Source organism: Enterococcus sp. LJL99, from assembly GCF_054871725.1.
Genome location: NZ_JBTXLT010000005.1, coordinates 73909 through 93338, shown reverse-complemented (window position 1 = coordinate 93338; position 19430 = coordinate 73909). Strand labels below are relative to the sequence as shown.

Annotated in this window: 19 protein-coding genes; 5 read left to right on the top strand and 14 right to left on the bottom strand. The window is 34.4% G+C overall.

All coding sequences use genetic code 11. The features are described from left to right. The first annotated feature begins 396 nt into the window (after nt 1-396). Complete coding sequence (locus ACYSNW_RS09220; protein WP_461744195.1) at nt 397-597, top strand: hypothetical protein; 201 nt, start codon at nt 397-399, stop codon at nt 595-597. A gap of 235 nt (nt 598-832) precedes the next feature. Next, nucleotides 833-1234 carry an NUDIX hydrolase gene (locus ACYSNW_RS09215; protein ID WP_461744194.1) on the top strand — a complete coding sequence of 134 codons (402 nt, stop codon included), beginning with the start codon at nt 833-835 and terminating at the stop codon, nt 1232-1234. Nucleotides 1235-1318: 84 nt separating this feature from the next. Here ACYSNW_RS09215 and ACYSNW_RS09210 read toward each other — a convergent pair whose 3' ends face one another. Both ACYSNW_RS09210 and ACYSNW_RS09205 read right to left on the bottom strand, forming a co-directional pair. After that, a complete protein-coding gene (locus tag ACYSNW_RS09210) occupies nt 1319-1723 on the bottom strand; it encodes a hypothetical protein (RefSeq protein WP_461744193.1) in 405 nt (134 codons plus the stop codon). Nucleotides 1724-1743: 20 nt separating this feature from the next. Further along, complete coding sequence (locus ACYSNW_RS09205; RefSeq protein WP_461744192.1) at nt 1744-2271, bottom strand: HdeD family acid-resistance protein; 528 nt, start codon at nt 2269-2271, stop codon at nt 1744-1746. A gap of 205 nt (nt 2272-2476) precedes the next feature. Between ACYSNW_RS09205 and ACYSNW_RS09200 the strand changes: the two genes are divergently transcribed. Then, nucleotides 2477-3295, top strand: coding sequence for a hypothetical protein (locus ACYSNW_RS09200; RefSeq protein ID WP_461744191.1), 819 nt, complete (start codon nt 2477-2479; stop codon nt 3293-3295). A gap of 66 nt (nt 3296-3361) precedes the next feature. Here the strand turns inward: ACYSNW_RS09200 and ACYSNW_RS09195 are convergent, their stop codons facing one another. The 6 genes from ACYSNW_RS09195 to ACYSNW_RS09170 all read right to left on the bottom strand — a co-directional run bounded on the left by ACYSNW_RS09195 (nt 3362) and on the right by ACYSNW_RS09170 (nt 10556). Next, nucleotides 3362-3739: a DUF956 family protein gene (locus tag ACYSNW_RS09195; RefSeq protein WP_461744190.1), complete on the bottom strand. Its 378-nt coding sequence runs from the start codon at nt 3737-3739 to the stop codon at nt 3362-3364. A gap of 134 nt (nt 3740-3873) precedes the next feature. Continuing rightward, nucleotides 3874-4785, bottom strand: a complete 912-nt coding sequence (locus ACYSNW_RS09190) for a PTS system mannose/fructose/sorbose family transporter subunit IID (protein ID WP_461744189.1) — start codon at nt 4783-4785, stop codon at nt 3874-3876. 21 nt (nt 4786-4806) lie between these two features. Beyond that, complete coding sequence (locus ACYSNW_RS09185) at nt 4807-5622, bottom strand: PTS mannose/fructose/sorbose transporter subunit IIC (protein WP_461744188.1); 816 nt, start codon at nt 5620-5622, stop codon at nt 4807-4809. Nucleotides 5623-5646: 24 nt separating this feature from the next. Continuing rightward, a complete protein-coding gene (locus ACYSNW_RS09180; protein WP_461744187.1) occupies nt 5647-6642 on the bottom strand; it encodes a mannose/fructose/sorbose PTS transporter subunit IIA in 996 nt (331 codons plus the stop codon). 351 nt (nt 6643-6993) lie between these two features. Continuing rightward, on the bottom strand, nt 6994-7485 hold the full coding sequence (locus tag ACYSNW_RS09175) for a mannose/fructose/sorbose PTS transporter subunit IIB (protein WP_461744186.1): 492 nt from the start codon (nt 7483-7485) through the stop codon (nt 6994-6996). Nucleotides 7486-7679: 194 nt separating this feature from the next. Next, the gene (locus ACYSNW_RS09170) at nt 7680-10556 is read right to left on the bottom strand and encodes a sigma-54-dependent transcriptional regulator (protein ID WP_461744184.1); all 2877 of its coding nucleotides are present in this window, start codon (nt 10554-10556) and stop codon (nt 7680-7682) included. Between the two features lie 260 nt (nt 10557-10816). On the opposite strand from ACYSNW_RS09170, the gene ACYSNW_RS09165 reads away from it, so the two are divergent. Together ACYSNW_RS09165 and ACYSNW_RS09160 are read left to right on the top strand one after the other, a co-directional pair. Next, nucleotides 10817-12448 (top strand): ABC-F family ATP-binding cassette domain-containing protein, encoded by a 1632-nt coding sequence (locus ACYSNW_RS09165; protein ID WP_461744183.1) that lies wholly within the window; start codon nt 10817-10819, stop codon nt 12446-12448. A 211-nt stretch (nt 12449-12659) separates the two neighbouring features. Continuing rightward, on the top strand, nt 12660-13412 hold the full coding sequence (locus ACYSNW_RS09160; protein WP_461744182.1) for a helix-turn-helix transcriptional regulator: 753 nt from the start codon (nt 12660-12662) through the stop codon (nt 13410-13412). Nucleotides 13413-13528: 116 nt separating this feature from the next. Here the strand turns inward: ACYSNW_RS09160 and ACYSNW_RS09155 are convergent, their stop codons facing one another. From ACYSNW_RS09155 to rplI, 6 genes are all read right to left on the bottom strand, one after another. Then, a complete protein-coding gene (locus ACYSNW_RS09155) occupies nt 13529-14170 on the bottom strand; it encodes a DUF421 domain-containing protein (RefSeq protein WP_461744181.1) in 642 nt (213 codons plus the stop codon). Between the two features lie 25 nt (nt 14171-14195). Further along, a complete protein-coding gene (locus ACYSNW_RS09150) occupies nt 14196-14639 on the bottom strand; it encodes a DUF3290 domain-containing protein (protein ID WP_461744180.1) in 444 nt (147 codons plus the stop codon). A gap of 46 nt (nt 14640-14685) precedes the next feature. After that, the gene (locus ACYSNW_RS09145; RefSeq protein WP_461744179.1) at nt 14686-15558 is read right to left on the bottom strand and encodes a DegV family protein; all 873 of its coding nucleotides are present in this window, start codon (nt 15556-15558) and stop codon (nt 14686-14688) included. Nucleotides 15559-15793: 235 nt separating this feature from the next. Further along, on the bottom strand, nt 15794-17086 hold the full coding sequence (locus ACYSNW_RS09140) for an adenylosuccinate synthase (protein ID WP_461744178.1): 1293 nt from the start codon (nt 17084-17086) through the stop codon (nt 15794-15796). Between the two features lie 255 nt (nt 17087-17341). Beyond that, entirely contained in the window at nt 17342-18712 is a 1371-nt protein-coding gene (gene dnaB, locus ACYSNW_RS09135; protein WP_461744177.1) for a replicative DNA helicase, read from the bottom strand. A 258-nt stretch (nt 18713-18970) separates the two neighbouring features. Next, nucleotides 18971-19426: a 50S ribosomal protein L9 gene (gene rplI / locus ACYSNW_RS09130; RefSeq protein ID WP_461744176.1), complete on the bottom strand. Its 456-nt coding sequence runs from the start codon at nt 19424-19426 to the stop codon at nt 18971-18973. Nucleotides 19427-19430 lie beyond the last annotated feature (4 nt).

Here is a 19430-nt window from a genome sequence, read left to right as displayed (position 1 = left end):
CAATTTAGATTTTTGTTTAATTATAATTATATTTTTATTTTAATGAAAACATAGAGTTTTCGTTAAAATAAACAATCATTTTTAATTTTACATCAAAAATAACCTTATGTGTTTTCATAAAATGTTATAAATAGATAAAATAATGAGAATATTTCTCTTTTATCTAATCAACAACTGTTAGATTGAAAAAAAATGAATAAAATATACAAAAAAACTTTTTTTAGCAGGAAAAAATGAGAAATATTATTTTTGAATCGTTCAAAAAATTTAACCTAAAAAATTCGTAAAAATCCCCATCTCTAGTTGGACTAAAAATCAGTCTAAAGGTTGATGTTCCCAAAAATAATTCTTGCTATACTTTATATAACAGAAACAGAAAAAATGGAGGAATTAATTATGAGAGAACAATCAATGCTAATGAAGATTTTAATGGTCATCGGAATATTTTTTGCTGGTAGTATTTTACTAAGTCTAATTCTTGGTCTTTTAGGAAGTGTTCTATGGTTTAGCGTAAGAATCTTGTTGCCATTGGCAATTGCTGTTTGGTTAGTCCGCTTAATTGCAAATCCTTCTAGAGATAGACGCAGACGTTATTAAAATTAAGTTAACAAGTACGATAATCTAAATAAGCGACTCATCACCAAAATTTGTTTTTCAAATTACGATGATGAGTCGCTTATTTTATATGTTAAAATAAATAAACTTTTCTTTATTCCAGCTACTTATATAGTCCGTAAAAAATAGAAAGAGCATTACATTTCATGAACAAGCACAAGTATAATAGAAAATAGGAATTCGAATTAACTACAACTAATAATACTGGAGGAATTGTATGATACAAAATAAATTGATTGCTCATGTTTTAATCAAAATCGATAATCGTTTTTTGTTACTCAAACGTTCGAAAATCAAGCGAGGGACTCCAAATTATTTACCAGAATTTTGGGATATCCCTGGTGGTAGCGTTGAACCTGGTGAAATGCCCCGCAAAGCAGCTGAAAGAGAAGCGTTCGAGGAAACCGGACTACAAGTTCTAGTAGAAGACATTATTTATGAGGATAGTAATTATGATTTAGACAAAAAAACGGTTTTCACTCGATTAGTTTATACAAGATCTGTTATCACAGAGCAACCCATCAAACTAGATCCCGAAGAACATACAGAATATAAGCTAGTTGATACATTCTGTGGGCAAGAACAGTTAGTGGATTATTTATACACAATTTCCCTCTAGATTAATAAATTTTTTGATCAAAATAAAAAGACAGAAGTTACACTGACTCAAAGAGTTCTAACTTCTGCCTAGCTTTTTTATGAATTATTCGCCTAATTTATCAGTTTTTTTAACGATTTTTTTAATTTCATGAATCGCCTTTTTTTGTTCTAAATAGCTTTTGACCTTGTTTTCGTCTCCGTCAATTTTACCTAAAGTACCATCTAATTTATCGATTTCTTTACCGATTTGTTCAACAAGTGACGCTTGACCGTCTACCCAATCTTCAACGTCATTGACCGCCTTTTCTTCTGCTTTAGCTTCATTTTTTTCAATCTTATGTTCTTTACGGATAATTGATTTCACTTCATGCAACGCTTTTTCTTGTTCAAAGAAATGTTTCACTTTACTATCAGTATCTTCCATTTTTCCAAGCGTTTCATCTAACTTATCCATTTCTTTACCAATTTTTTCTAACAATTTTGCTTCTTTTTCTTCATAATTTGTCATAACTCATTCCTCCTAATTTTTTATCTAAATGCATATATGATATTTGTAATTCCAAACATCATAAAATAGAACCCAACTAAGAAACTTAATGTAAGAGCTGCAGATAGAGGATTAGCTAATAAAACAAATCCTAAAATAACCCCTAAAATATCCACAATTAAAGTGAACCAAAAATAACCAGTACTAACTGATTTAGCTAAATCTAAGGTAAATAATCCAAATATAGAGTCGATTATAAACCAGATTGCAAAGACAAAAGGCAACGCTGCAACACCGATATTTAGATTGAATAAAAAGTAAACACCAATCAAAATATCAATAACTCCTAGAATAATCGGTGCATAGGATTTATATCCCGTTAACTCTTTCATTCGATTACGTACAAAAATTTCAAAGATACCTTTCATAATTGCAATTATCGCGAAGAATAACACAATTGCAACTAAATTACCTGCGGGATCTTGAAAAGATATCAATGATGTTACTACAAATAAGATACCCAGAATCAAAGCTCCCCAGTCAATTCCATGTTTTTTTACTTCATTCATATCCATTTCCTCCTTTTTAATTATTACTTATCTTCTACAATTTTATGGTACTCCTAAAAATTTTATTTTTCAAAGAAAAGCACTTGCCTTTATTATTTTGACAAAGTTCAATCAAAATGGGGTAGAACTCTTTACACGCGCTTGCCTTTATAGTAGATTTTATACATACTCAAACACTCATAAGCTAAGAGAAAGCAGGAGAACAATGTCCTTAACTAATACCCAAAAAATCGCTTTATTGACAAAGGAATTAAATCCAGAAAACACACATTACTATGAAGAACTAGCAGAATCTATCATTAGTCAAAGTAAACTAGATTCAACTCAAAAGAAGCAACTTTTATTGGAGATTTTACAAGAAATGATTCAGTTGCAAAATGAAGGCAGTACGATTAAAAATAGCTTCGACGATGAGCCGAGAATATCTGCTGAACATCTTCTAAATGGATTTTTGATGCGACAAAAGAAAAAGGCAACAATCACTCGCTTCCTTTTTCTACTATTTATTTCATTTGTCCAATATGGATTATTTAATACCTTAATAGAGCCAGTCATTACGATTAGTTTATTTAAAACCGGTGTGCCGATTATATTACTTATTTTAGCAACTTTCTTTTTATTCAAAACATTTAAAACAGGGTTATCCTTTAAGAAGATTCATGGTAAACAGTTACTTTTCCCACTCTTAACAGGACTTTGTTGGTTAGGTTTCGTATTGATTCCTCTGATTGATACTAAAATCAACGGTTTTAATGTGAATGGTATTTTGTCTCATCAAACCTTGGCTCTATTTCTATTTATTTTTTCAAGTATTTGTTTATTCGTTCAAATTCAGCAAAAAATTAGTTACACATTAATTGGAATCACTATTTTTTTTATGGTTTTCGATGTGTTTGTTTTTATTGGAACAATTCAGCCAATTTATTTACCTACCACAAGTAAAACAATGGTTTCGCTACTCTTACTTTTAATCATTTCGATTGGTCCTTTCTTCGAACAAAACATGAAAAAGAGGTTGAATTAGCTTTTTAACAGCTAATTCAACCTCTTTTTAGTTAACTCTTGGGGAAGAATAATACATCTTAAAATACTACGATTTTTTCTTTCCAATCGATAAAACACCACGTTTGATAACATCGAAAAATCCAAGTGACTGAACCATCTGGCTCGAATCAAGATATGTTCTGATTGCTCGTAGAACCTTTTTCGGATTTTTAGAAGAAAATGTAAACGTGCCATTTTTTTTGGTTTGGATGGCATAACGAGGAATCCACTTTCCTTTAAACATAACAGACGCAATCACAAGGTCTACTTCTTCCCAGGGAATTTGGACAAATTTCCGAGCATCACGAGCATTATAAAATTCAAACCCTTTATCACCGATCATGATTTTCCCATAGTCAGTCAATCCTGTAAAAGCAGTGGCATCTGTGACCAAATCTACTGTTGTGTTAAGTGATTGTACCATCGTTTTCCCACCTTCACTAATTAAATTCTTTTATCATACCTTGTCTTTAATAAAAATTTGAGTCAAACATAAGAAAGACAACAGCTGTTACTTCTAAAAGCTTGTTTTTCTACTCCTGTTTGTTTGCTATTTTTTTATAAAAGACCAATCAAGTGTCCAACAATACCGACTAAAAATAGTCCTAAGATAATGATAATCGGAGACACTTTTTTCTTCAATAACCACATACAGAAGAATGTTAACAATAAGGCTGCTAAACCAGGAATCAATTGATCCAAGTTATCTTGTAATGTAGTTACTTTATCCGAAGTTAGAGATAGACCATTTCTTGCATCAATAAATGCTTTTTGTAAACCTTCTCCATTCATTGGAAGCTTATCCCAATCAATATATGCACCTTTATCCAATTTTACCGTTGAAACAATTGGTAAGAACTTGATTGATACCCATCTCTGCACCAGAGCGGCTAACACAAACATCCCTAAAATTGAAGCCCCTTTAGTAACATCTTGTAATAACCCACCAGATAAATCATCAGTAATTTTAGAACCTGCTTTATAACCAAATTCTTGTGTATACCACATAAATGACCAACGAATAACATTCCAAGCAACAAAGAATATTATTGGACCTAAGATACTTCCTCCCATTGCTAGTGAAGCACCCAGTGCTCCTAACATTGGACGAATAGTAAACCAAAATACTGGATCACCAACACCAGCCAAAGGTCCCATCATTCCGACTTTAACCCCTTGGATGGCTACATCATCAACAGGTGCACCATTGGCACGTTCTTCTTCCAACGCTAATGTTACACCAAGAATTGGTGAGGCAATATATGGATGTGTGTTGAAAAATTCCAAGTGACGTTTTAACGCATCTGAGCGTTCTTCTTTTGAAGTATATAATTTTTTGATTGCTGGAATCATTGAAAATGCCCAACCACCATTTTGCATACGTTCGTAGTTCCAAGAACCCTGAATGAATGTCGAACGCCATGCAACAGACAAACGATCTTTTTTAGTTAATTCAATTTTTTCTGCCATTTCTGTTTTCCTCCTTCAGGATTAATAGTCATTTAAGATGTCATCAAGCGGATCACCAGTATTACCGCCACCGCCATTTGAAGAACCACCAATCTTAGATAGGTTTAAGTAGATAAGTGCTAACGCAACACCTAATGCTCCTAAAGCGATTAACGTAAGTTGAGAAATCGCAGCGACTACAAATCCAATAATAAAGAATGGCCAAACTTCTTTTGTTGCCATCATATTGATAACCAAAGCATAACCTACGGCTACAACCATACCACCACCGATAGCCATACCATCAGTTAACCATGCTGGCATTGATTCTAGTGCTGATTGAACCACTTCTGCTGGTATAAATAGTAAAGCTGCTGCTGGAATCGCAATACGGATTCCTTGCATACAAACTGCTAAAATGTGTAAAATTTCAATTTTTTTAATATCGCCTTTTTCTGCTGCTGCATCCATCATATGAACGATTGGTACAGCCAATGTACGAACAACCATCGTTAAGAACAAACCGGCAACAGCCAAAGGTACTGCAATAGCGATAGAAGACGCTACCGCATCTTTTATAGAAATACTTTCTGCTCCTAGAGCTTTAACTAAAATAATTGCAGATGCTACAGATGCTAACGCCGCATCAGGAGCCACAGCAGCACCAATATTCGCCCAACCAAGTGCGATCATTTGAAGCGTTCCTCCAAGAATAATCCCTGCTTCTAAATTACCTGTTACCAAACCAATCAAAGTACAAGCAACTAGGGGTTGATGGAATTGGAATTCATCTAATATTCCTTCCATACCCGCTAGAAAGGCAACAAATATTACTAAAACTATTGATATGACTGACATAATAAGCCTCCTATTTAATTTATTTTATTTTTCGTGAGCTAACTCAGTTTTTGCTTTTTTAAGAATTTCATCCATATTTGCTTTCGAATCATTTGGTACTTTACGGACATCAAACTTAATGCCCAGATTTTCCATCTTTTCAAAAGCCTCTACATCTGCTGGTCCCATTGATAACACTTTACTTACTACTACTTTTCCAACTGAATGAGCCATTGAGCCAACATTTACTTCTTTGATGTCAACGCCTGCTTCAATTACGGTTAAAACATCTTCTGGATTTTCAAAAAGCAATAACGCTTTTGTATTCCCAAAACGAGGATCTTTTGCAATTTCGATCATTTTAGCAATCGGAATAACATTTGCTTTTACCCCTGGAGGTGCAGCTTGTTCAATCAATTTTTTACGAAGATCATCTTTTGATACCGCATCTGATACAACGATGATTCGATTTGGTAAAACTGATTTTGTCCATGCAGTGGCCACTTGACCATGCAGCAAACGAGAATCCACACGAGTTAAAACGAATTTAATTTTCCCATCACCAACAACTGTTCCTTCAGGCAATGAGCCTTTAGGTTGTCCATCCGCTACTGCTTCTGCTTTAGTTGCTTCTTTGGGTTCTAATTCTTCAGGTTTGATTCGTACGCCTTCTTTAGCAACACCTAATACGTGTGCCGCAATTTGTTGTGCTGAATCCATTGAAAAACGAGAAGAATATGCTTCGATTAACATCGGTAAATTCAACCCACTAACGATCGCCCATTTATCTTTATGTGCTTCTAACAAACTATTTGCTTGGTTGAATGGTGTACCACCCCATAAATCAACTAAGAACAATACTTCGTCTTGATCATCAAAAGAAGCAATCGCCTCTTCTAATTTTGCTTTTAAATCATCTGGACCTTCACTAGGTTTTAAGATGACTGCTTTGACATTCTCTTGTTCGCCAAAAATCATAGAACCAGATTGTAAGATGCCTTCAGCAAATTCTCCATGACTTGCAAGAATAATTCCTACCATGTTTATACCTCCTAAAAATTTTAGTTTTTTTGATTTTCTACGGTATCGATTGGTCTTTCACTTGTCCAACTTGGCTACTGACTTAAATCAAAAATCGTTTCGTTGCTTAATAATAAAAAGAAAAAATGCTTAAATTCGTTTTGATTGTTGATTTTCACAAGTCATCGCTGACTTTCTATAGTAGATCAGTAAAGACACTCTCTTTTAGGCTATCGTTAATAACCACATCCTTTCCCTGTGTATTCCTTTAGCGCCTATCTCTATTAGAATATACCGAAAATATTACTGCTATTTTTCGAATACTTCCTACAATCTGAAAGAAAGAACTTTCTTACTTTTTTAATAAATCAGTTATAGCAATTGTTCTTTTTTCAGTAATTCCATTAAGTTAACTTCACTATCCGCAGCTACTTTTCTAATTTCTAATTTAATCCCTTGATCATTTAGAAAAGCAAAAGCATCTATATCCTGCTTATCAACCGCAACAGCATTCGTGATCATCTTTTTCCCATTAGTAAAACTTAATCCACCGACATTGATTGATGTTAGTTTCACGCCACCTATAACAACGCGTTTCACATCTTCAGGATTTGTAAAAAGAAGCATTGCTTTAAAACTATTGAAACGATCATCTGGATAGACTTCAATCATCTTAGCTACAGTAACAACATTTACTTTTACTCCTGGAGGTGCTGCTTGAACTAACAGCGCTTTACGCAAAGTGTCTTTAGCAACTGTATCGCTTACGACTAAAATACGATTGACATTTGTTGTCTTGGTCCATACCGTTGCAACTTGCCCATGAATTAAACGATCATCAATTCTAGCTAACCGAATATCCATTGCTTTTTCCTCCTGTATCTAGGTTCCCTTTTGTTTTCAAAACAAGTAAAATAGAATTGCTTTTTCTTTACATCTTATTACTAAGCAATTAGCGTGCCAACTTTAGTGTATTAGCTTAAAAGTCCATTAAATTAAGCTTTTATTAAATAAATACATAAAAAAGACACACTGTATTAGTGTATCTTTAAGTGTATTTATTCTAGTGTATCTTCTAAGAGCTCTTCTTGACGACCTTGTGTATTGTGTAATAGTTGAACAATATAGTAAAGTTCACCAACTGGCAACAACAAGTTGAAGTAATCTTTGAAATACACCGCTTGTGCTAGAACGATTGGGTAAATAGGATCTTGTTCCAGTTCTTTAAGTGCTTCCGCTTCGATCGACAACTCATCTTGATATAATATACGTTCTAACGCTCCTGCCAAATGCAAAATAAAATTGATATAAAAGGTATATGTCACTTCTAGCTGCAACTCATTTTTGACTTGATCAGTAAACTGCCATAAAGGCTCTAATAGTTTTGTTGCATTAATAAAGGTAAAACTTTGTTCCATATACTCCTTACAGATTTTTTTTGCGGTTGATTCGTTTAATTCCATTTGTTTGACAGCGGTCGTACTCTCTGTTAATAACTGCTCAACTAATTTTTTCGCCTCACCCGAAAAGAACGTTTCGATTGAAATAAAGGGAGCTGCAATTTTGGGATCAGCTATACCCGTTACAGCAATCACCCGATACTCTTCCTGAATTCTTTCGATTTGTTCCTGCATATTTACAACAGAAATAGGTAAAACTTCAACATCTGATGCCATTTGAGAAAGTAATTGCTCTTCAATCATATCCTTCATTCGCTTTGCGGTTCCTTCGCCAGAGGCACAAATAGCAATAATTGCTCGATTTTTTAATGACTCGTCAACTACTTTCTCTACATCCATCTTTTGTTCCGCTCCCGCGTACCCATGAAAGTTTTTTAACGATTCATAAATATCTTCTAATCTTGTATCAATTAACGTTGTTTTTCTAGCCGTTTCTAAAACAATCGGCGTCGTAACCATGTCAACTGTTCTTACCGGAATTCCTGTTTGCCGTACGATTTCATCAGTAAAAGTACTTAATGAACCCATATCAACCAACAAAATGACTCCACTATCTTGATTCACTTCTTTTACCGCATTGACAATCAAGACTAAGGCTTCTTGTGGCTGCATCTCTAACGGCATATCAACCGCTCTCAGATTATCGGCTTTTAACAATTGGGAAACGACTTGTACCATACTGGTTGCCGTACTTTTTCCGTGTGCAGCAACAACGACCCCGATTTTCCCTGCTTCTTGATTTTCTCTTAACGAAATCAACAATACAGCTAAATAGTAAGTTTCTGATTCTGGAATCGCCATTTGATAGTTGGCTTCTATAATTTGTTTAATTCCCTGAGCGGTTTCAAATTCTAAGGGATAGTCCAAAACCATATTACGAATATTTTCGTTTAATTGATGATCTCGATTTTCTCCCACTTGAATTCGTTTCAAAAAGGAGCTTAAATGTAAACTCATTGCATACGTAAAATTCGATTGAAACCCATAATTTAGGCGACTTGTAGCAAATGCATAAATTTCTTTAGTGACATCAATAATTCGTTGATCCACGATTTCTGCTAATTTATTTTCTGAGTCAAACGTGAATCCATGTCCTTTATAAAAAGATTTTAAATGAACATTAATATCAGTCGTAATAAAATTGTTGATTGATTCTTGATCCAATCCATCAGCCTTTAGTAGTGCCGCTTTATCACCAATGATTTCATATAAATTATACGGCAATTCATACGAATCCGATTGAATCATCACTGGGGATTCATTGGGTGAAACAATCATTTGTGGTTCTAAATATTTAGAAAGCTCCGCTAACATCTCACGATCACTCGCTAATTGCAACATGCCTTCTTTAACACTTTCAGTCAGCTCATCGATTGTGATTACTAATTCATCTTGATCCATATGATTTAAAAATCCTCGAGCTGTGACAAGCTGGACGTTTGATTTTAACTGCCCTACATTTCCATAAGTCACACTGCCAATCAAGGCTTTGACCACATCTTCAGTCAAAATGATTCTTCTTTGAATCCGAGAAGCTTCCATTGAAATCATCAAGCGAACCAAATCGATTTTTTCTTTCGCTGGACGATTGATAAACGTTGGTAATTGAATGACAATCGGGATTCTACGAACAAAAGTACTTAACAAAGAAGAGGTAGGATTTTCCGTTGTGGCACAAATAATCCGAACATCTGCATGACGTGTTTTAGCCGTCTCCCCTAATCTAGAATACGTTCCGTGATCCATAAAATAGAAAATCATTTCTTGTCCCTCTGGTGGCAGTCGATGAACTTCATCTAAAAATAAAATACTTCCATCCGCCTCATGAATGATTCCTTCTTTAGCTTTATTAGCTCCTGTAAATGCGCCCTCTGCATAACCAAAAAGATGAGACATCAATAACTCTGGATTATGAGCATAATCAGCACAATTAAAAACAATAAACTCTTTGTCTTCATCCATGATTTGATTTAGTTTGGCAAATTGAAACATAGCATGAGCAAAATATGTTTTTCCTGATCCTGTCGGTCCTGTAATAATACAGTTTAACCCTTTTGGTGGATATAAAATAGCTGCTTTGGCTTGTTCAACTGGTGTTTTCATACTCCCGACAGAGCCAATAATCTGTTTGAAAATATCTTCTGCTACAATTTTTTCAGCTTTCCTTTTAGCGTATGGCGATTGTCTTGGTTGCTCGTAATAATTTTCTTGTTGCATATAACTTTTTACTGGCTTTTGTAACGGTTGATGACGGAAAATAGCCTTATCTACATACTTAACAGGACGTCCTTCAATTTTTTCTAACAAACCATCTTTTACTAATAAATTTAAGTCTTTACTGGCATTTGTCCGCTGGATAGCCAACGCTTCAGCAACTTCTTTGGTTGTAATACCTTTGCCAAACGAAACGTCTTGCGGTGCAAAATGCTCAGTCTGTTCTTTTACATATAAGTAAATCTTTTTCATCCGCTTCATTTTAAACGACTCCTTCAAAACGATACACTAACTTATGTGTATCATACAGTGTATTCCTTAAGAAGTACACTAATAGCCTTTTTATATTGAAATTGTTTCATGTGAAACACATTTTTGACAAAAAAAGTGAAATTGAAAAGAAAATCATTGCTGGTTTTCATTCATTCCAAACAAATATCGTTGATTTCCTTGAAAATGTAAGATTTACTCGCTATAATTCAGAGAGGTTCAACTATTATAAATAAAAGTGAGGAAAACAATTGATTACTGTAAATGACGTAAGTTTGCTTTTTTCAGACCGCAAACTTTTTGATGATGTAAATATTAAATTCACACCTGGCAACTGTTATGGCTTAATCGGTGCTAATGGTGCTGGTAAGTCGACGTTTCTTAAAATCTTGTCTGGAGAAATCCAACCAACTACAGGTTCAGTTACCTTAGGTCCAGATGAGCGTATGGCAACACTAAAACAAAATCATTTTGACTATGAAGATAATACCGTTCTAGAAACAGTTATTATGGGACATAAACGTTTGTATGAAGTGATGAAAGAAAAAGATGCCATCTATATGAAAGAAGATTTTTCAGATGAAGATGGCATCAAAGCAGCCGAGCTAGAAGGTGAGTTTGCTGAATTAGATGGTTGGGAAGCAGAGCCTGAAGCTGCTGTTTTATTACAAGGATTGAATATCCCTGAATCATTGCATGACCAAAAAATGAGTGAATTAACTGCAGGTCAAAAAGTAAAAGTTTTACTAGCACAATCTCTTTTTGGTAAACCTGATGTTCTACTACTAGACGAGCCGACAAACGGATTAGATACACGTTCAATCAACTGGTTAGAGGAATTTTTAATTAACTTTGATAATACTGTTATCGTTGTATCTCATGACCGCCATTTTTTAAATAAAGTTTGTACTAATATGGCTGACTTAGACTTTGGTAAAATTAAACTCTATGTAGGAAATTATGATTTCTGGTTAGAATCTAGCCAACTAGCAACTAAATTACAAGCGAATGCCAATGCAAAAAAAGAAGAACAAATCAAAGAATTACAAGACTTTATTGCACGTTTCAGTGCCAACGCTTCAAAATCTAAACAAGCAACTTCTCGTAAAAAAATGCTTGATAAAATAACTTTAGATGATATTCAACCATCATCTCGCCGTTATCCATTCGTTGGTTTTACACCTGAACGTGAAATCGGAAATGATTTATTACATGTCGAAAATGTTTCTGTTACTATTGATGGCAAAAAAGTATTAGACAATATTTCCTTCTCATTGAATAGCACAGATAAAGTGGCATTCATTGCAGACAATGATATTGTTACCACAACGCTATTCAAAGTTATCATGGGTGAGATCACGCCTGATACAGGTAGCGTTCGTTGGGGAGTAACAACTTCTCAAGCTTATTTACCGAAAGATAATAGTAAAGATTTCGACACTGATTTAACGATTTTAGATTGGTTGCGTCAATTTGCCAGTAAAGAAGAAGACGATAATACATTCTTACGTGGCTTTTTAGGTAGAATGCTCTTTTCTGGTGAAGATGTACTGAAATCTGTTAACGTTCTTTCTGGGGGCGAAAAAGTGCGTGTCATGCTGTCTAAATTGATGTTGTCTAAAGCCAACGTACTTGTATTAGATGATCCAACAAATCATTTAGACTTAGAATCAATCACAGCTTTAAATGATGGCTTAATGGCCTTTACCGGTGCAATCCTATTTGCTTCTCATGACCATCAATTTATTCAAACATTAGCAAATAGAATTATTGCTGTTTCTGATAAAGGAATGGTTGACCGTGCAGATACTACGTACGATGAATTCTTAGAAAACAAAGATGTTCAAAAACAATTAGATCAGCTCTTTATTGGAGAATATTAATTATTTCGATGACATTCGTTTGCTTGCAAAAATAAGTGATAAACTAAGTATATAAAAAATACCAAGTCAGATTCCTTCAATTTTGAATGAATTTCGACTTGGTATTTTTTATACTTTAAACCTATAAATTTTACTGAAATTAGCTAATCAACCGTCAGTTGATTGTCTAATTTCAGTAAAAAAGTTATGCTTAATTGGAGGAGTGATAGCAATGTTACTAAAAACGATTTTGAAAACCCACAGACAAGAGCAAGGATTTACACAAGAACAATTAGCAAAGAAACTATACCTCTCTACACAAGCGGTATCAAAATGGGAAACAGGTCAGTCTATTCCATCTATTGATAATTTATTGTTACTTTCAGATTTGTATAGCCTATCACTGGATGAACTGGTACAAGGAAGCCCTTTTTTCAAAAAACCTTACATTGTAGGGAAAAAATATACATTTAAAAAGGGATTCTGCTTTCTCATATTCTGGCTATTTATCAGTCTTCTTTTTACTGGCTTTGGCTACCAACCTATTTGGCTATTTGCACTTCTGTACCTGCTAGGAATTTTTATCATTCTACCGATGCTTGCAGAAGATTATTGGATCATTGATTCAAAATCTATCATAATAAACTCTTACTCTAAGAAGAATCTCACTAAACTTTGGCAAATCGTTACAAATCGACCACAAACAAAAGAAATTTTCTACACAACGGTTTCTCAAATGGAAATTATTTATATAAAGAAGATACGTGTGTCTCCATTTGATTTTAGTTGTGACAATTTTTATTTATTGCTCTCCTACAAGAACAAAAAAGTTAAATTGGATTTAAATGTACCTACTAAGCCATTTTTGCCTCAATTCATTGCTTTTCTTAATCGAAAACAAATCGCTATCATGGATAAAAATCAAATCATTGAACATTTGATCGCAGATGATTCCTTATATGACTTAAAAAATAAAATTCATTAGCATCAAAAATCAGACCGTCCTATGAAACAGACCATAAACCATATAAATAAAAAGAAACATTGTGTAGGTTCCTCTTAATATTAATCGAGTCCTACATAATGCTTCTTTTAGTCTCGCTAGTTCTTCTGTTCATAACCATATAAGCGAACTTCGCCTGAAACATATTCACCTAAATAAATTTCATTAATTCCATTAAAAGACTGTTGCTGCACCTGTTCCACTAGCCAATCAATCTCTTTATCAATCAATTCTAATGTATCATAATTGGCTTGACCGTCAGCAATCAATGGATAACGAATGTTTTCATCTCCAAACTCAATAATCGTCAATTGCCCATTCTGTTCTAAAACTGCTCGTTTCACATTTTCAACTTCATAAATCGCATTTGCTCTTAACTTAAACATTAGCTCATTGGCAGAAATCCCACGTTTCAAACATTCCGCCACATCAACCTGGCCATTTTTGATTAAAGTGATTGGACGTCCATCCACTATGTATTTGATATAACGATTATGCTCTTTCGCAAATTTGATTGTTAAAACAAGAAGTGTCCAAATGATTAAAACTAAAACAAATTGCAAGATTGTAATAGAGTCATTATAGATAACACCGCCAATAATTCCACCAAGCACATAATTTTGAACTTGATCCATGGCAGAAGAAGGCGCTAAATTCCCTTTTCCCATCAAGTTGATTTGAATAATCAAACATATAATACCTAAACCAAGTTTTAAAATAATTGGACTATAAATTTGCATATCGTTTCCTTTCTAGTACCAACGACTATTTAATTACGGAAATTTTAGGATCCATCAAATACGCTGTTTGTAGTGTATACGAGCTTTGATCTGCACTAAGCGTTGCTTTATAATAGTGGTCGTTAATTTTCACTATGGTTCCATCGATTAATTGAGTCGCGTTTACTAAAACATCAGCCGCATCGACTTGCTTGTCTTTGGCGATTTGCTTTACAAAACTAACCATTTGAGAAGATTGTGTCGATCTATTTTGGTTTTGAGTATAATCTGAATATTGCACTCCGAGTAAAAACACAAGTAGTAAAAACGTGATAATACTTAAATCTCGATATTTTGTCTGGAGTCGATGGCGCATATATAAGCTAAAAGCAATGATTAATACAATAAGTGCACTAAAAATAAAAAAATATTTAATATAATCATTCAAACTCGACTGTGATTCTAAATAGTCAATGCCATAAAAATTCAAGCTAGTCACCTCCACCATTTTTTACTGCTAAATTTTTTACTATACTTTAATTTTTCCTCTCTTGTCCAAAAGAAAAGACAGCAATACAACCATTTCCCGTATGGCTAGTGATGGTTGGTCCTAAAGGATATAATTCAATGGCTTTAACCTGAACTGCTGCTTCAAGTAACTGTTTTACTTTTTCTGCACTTTCAAGATCACCTGCATAAGCAATCAGTATCGTTTGTTGTTCTGGGTGCTCCATTCCTTTGACGGTTTCATCAACCACTTTTTTCAAAGCTTTACCACGACCGCGTACTTTTTCGCGATTTTGCAATTTCCCATTTACATCGACATTGATGATTGGTTTAACACTAATTAGAGTTCCTAAAGTCGCTGCAGCTTTGGAAATCCTTCCACCACGTTCTAAATGCTTCAAGTCATCGACTGTGACCCATGACTGCACCCTCATTTTATTTTCAGCAAGCCAATTTAATGTTTCATCCAAAGAATAGCCTTCATTTTTTAAACGGATCGTTTCGATCACTAGTAACCCTTCGCCTAAACTAGCAGCTTTTGTATCCACAATATGGATATTCACCTCTTCATATTCTTCTTTCAAGATCTCAACAGCTTGCAACGCTCCTTGGTAAGAACCACTCATTCCCGAAGAAAAACATAAATACACAACAGGGATCTTTTGCTCAATAAACGAACGGAAAAATTCTATGTAGCGACCAATGTTAACTTGAGATGTTGTTGGCATCCCACCTGCTTTTATTTTTGCTAAAAAACCATCATAGTCAAAAGTCTTACCTAAATCATCCGCTAATTCTTGTCCATTTAATTGAATCGTCATATTAATAAACTCAACTTCATTTGCTTCTAAATAAGTATATGGTAAATCACAACATGAATCAGTTACTATTTTAAATGTCATTTGTTTGACCTCCTATTTTTTATTTTAACATAGAAAAAAAGATACTTCCTTTCTCATGCAGCAATTGGGAAAAAATAGTCTTTTAACAAAAAAAGCTGAACTCCACAAAAACAAAAAATAACATTTCTGTGGATTCCAGCTTATATTTTAACGTTACTATATTTCTTACAGCACAAATAAATATTTTCTGCTTCTATCCCAACTTTTTCAGGATAATGTTTGTTTAGTATTACGTTTATACTTGTGCCCAAACACTCTCTAAAACATTCGTTTGATTACGATCTGGTCCAACTGAGAAAGTAGAAATGCGTACACCCACTAATTCAGAAATACGGTGGACATAGTTTCTAGCATTTGCAGGTAAATCAGCTAGCGTCTTACAGCCTGTAATGTCTTCGGACCAACCCGGTAATTCTTCATAGACTGGTTTACAACGGCTCAATTCTTTCAAGCTAGCTGGATAGTGATAAATCAATTCTCCATCTAATTCATAAGCTGTACAGATTTTAACTGTTTCTAAACCACTTAAAACATCAATTGAATTCAATGATAGATTCGTGATTCCAGAAACACGTTTTGAATGACGCATCACGACTGTATCAAACCAACCTACACGTCTTGGACGACCAGTAGTTGTTCCAAACTCTTTTCCGACTGTACGGATTGTTTCACCTGTTTCATCGAATAATTCTGTTGGGAAAGGCCCATCACCAACACGAGACGTATACGCTTTACAAACGCCTACCACTCGATTGATTTTAGACGGTCCAACGCCACTCCCAATCGTCACGCCACCCGCTACAGGGTTTGATGAAGTAACAAAAGGATATGTTCCTTGATCAATATCCAACATAACGCCTTGCGCACCTTCAAATAAAACACGTTTTCCTTCATCTAACGCATCATTTAAAATAACAGAAGTGTCTGTTACATATTGTTTGATTTGTTGTCCATATTCATAATACTCTTCAAAAATATCTTCAAAAGCAATCGGCTCACTATCAAACATTTTAGTAAATTGACGATTTTTTTCTTCCAAATTAATTTTTAATCGTTCTTCAAAGATTTCTTTATCTAGTAAATCAGCAACGCGAATCCCAACACGAGCAGCCTTATCCATGTATGCAGGACCAATCCCTTTAATGGTTGTCCCGATTTTATTTTCACCTTTAGCATCTTCTTGTAATTGATCCAATTTGATATGGTAAGGTAAAATAACATGTGCACGATCAGAAATACGTAAATTATCAGTAGTGACATTATTGTCTTTTAAATAAGCTAATTCTTTTACAAGTGATTTAGGATTTACGACCACACCATTTCCAATCACACTGATTTTTTCTTTGTAGAAAATACCAGAAGGAATCAAGTGTAACTTGTATGTAACTCCATCGAATTTAATTGTATGTCCAGCGTTGTCTCCGCCTTGATAACGTGCAATGACTTCCGCGTTTTCACTTAAGAAATCTGTGATTTTTCCTTTTCCTTCATCGCCCCACTGCGTTCCAACTACTACAACTGATGACATTCGAACACCTCGTTCTAAATTATTTTGTCCTGATTCATTGTACCAATAAAACAACTGCCTTTCAAGCAAAAATCGAATAATAGCTACTGGAAAATAAAAAAACGAACTAAAAAACGAACATTATTTTTCAATGAAATGAAAATAGATAAAAAAGACGAATGTTGTAGGGAAAATTCTAGAAAAAAATAGTCTCTATTATTGTCTAGAATAACAACAATAGAGACTCACTTTTTCCGATTTTAAAATACATGTTGGCTAGAATTCTTCTCGAAGAGATAGCGAAGAAAACTTATTGTATTCCTTGATAAATAATAATTCAACTGTTCCGCGGGCACCACTTCTGTTTTTTTCAATAATTACTTCAATAACGTTATCTACTTCAGGTGGTTCATGGTCGCCATCTTCTCCACCTTCTCCACGCTCATAATAATCATCACGATACAGAAATGCTACAATATCTGCATCTTGCTCAATCGAACCAGATTCACGGATATCACTTAGAACGGGACGCTTATCCTGACGTTGTTCCACGCCACGAGATAATTGGGATAGCGCAATAACGGGAACTTTTAATTCTTTGGCTAATTTTTTGAGCATTCGTGAAATTTCAGAAACTTCTTGTTGACGATTTTCTCGGCCAGTTCCTTCAATCAGCTGTAAATAGTCAATCAAAATCAAGCCTAAATTCCCTTTTTCTTGCGCAAGTTTTCGACATTTTGCACGAATTTCTGTAATCTTAATCCCTGGTGTATCGTCGATATAGATATTGGCCCGTGATAAACTACCCATCGCGATAATCAAGTTTTGCCACTCTTCTTCTGATAATTGACCTGTTCGTAAATGCCCAGCCTCAATCGATCCTTCTGCACACAACATCCGGTTAACTAATGATTCTGCCCCCATTTCCAAACTAAAAATAGCAACAGAGCGATCTGTTTTCGTTCCAATATTTTGAGCAATATTCAAAGCAAATGCTGTTTTACCAACAGCGGGACGAGCGGCTAAAATAATTAGTTCTTCTGCTTGAAGCCCTGCAGTCATTTTATCTAACGCGGGATATCCTGTTGGTAACCCTGTGATTTCTTCATCGTTTTGATAAAGTTGGTCAATATTGGCGATTGCTGTATTTAATACATCCGCAATCGATAAAAAACCACTACGATTTCGTTTTTCTGAAACCTCTAAAATGGTTCGTTCGGCATCATCTAAAATCGTTTCAACATCTTCGTCTTGTTCAAATCCTTTAGTTACAATATCCGTCGCTGTTTGAATCAAATTTCGCAACAATGATTTTTGTTCGACGATTTTTGCATAATAAACAATATTAGCTGCAGTTGGAACTGCCAATGCCAAATCAGATAAATAACTAAGTCCACCGACATCTTCTATTAAATTTTCTTGTTCTAATCGATCCTTGACTGTCACAATATCAATTGCTTCATTTCGATCGTTTAACGTAAGCATCGTTTGAAAAATTATTTGATGGCTTCTTCTATAAAAATCTTTTGGTTCAATATATTCAAGGGCATCGATAATGACCTCTGCATCTAAAAAAACGGAGCCAAGTACCGCTTGTTCAGCTTCGATATTTTGTGGTGGTACACGATCTTGCCATACTTCATTCATCGTTTTCTCTCCTATGAGTTTAGTACAAACTGTTTCAACAACTAAATAGCTAGCATTGTTTTTAAGCCTCTAAAATCAGAGCCTATCAACACTTTGTTCAGAAGTTAATTCTAATTTTCAGTCTTCTCATTTTAACAAGAATTTATAGAAATGTACATTTCATTCCTACAACAATTTACGGGTAAAAAGAAAAGCTGAAATTCATGAAATTTACTTGTAACTTCTCATGGATTCCAGCCTATTTTTATTCACTATTGATTAATTTTCTTCAACAACATGTACTTTGATTTTTGCTGTTACTTCATGATGTAACTTTACAGGAACATCCATATAGCCTAATGTTCTGATTGGTTGTGCTAACTCTAACTTACGTTTATCTAATTTCACGCTATATTGCTTGTTTAAGGCTTCCGCAATTTGTTTTGAAGGAATAGACCCAAATAAACGGCCATCCTCACCAGCCTTCGCTTTAAGCTCTACAACAGTCTCTTCTTTTTCTAGGAACTCTTGCATTTTTTTAGCTTCTTCTAAAATTTCAGCATCATGTTTTGCTTGCGCTTTTTTTTGACCAGCCAAAGCACTGATACTTCCTTTATTTGCCTCTTGAGCATAACCATTTTTGATCAGGAAATTTTGAGCATATCCAGTTGGAACTTCTTTCACATCGCCTTTTTTCCCTTTACCTTTTACATCTTGTAAAAATATAACTTTCATTGCA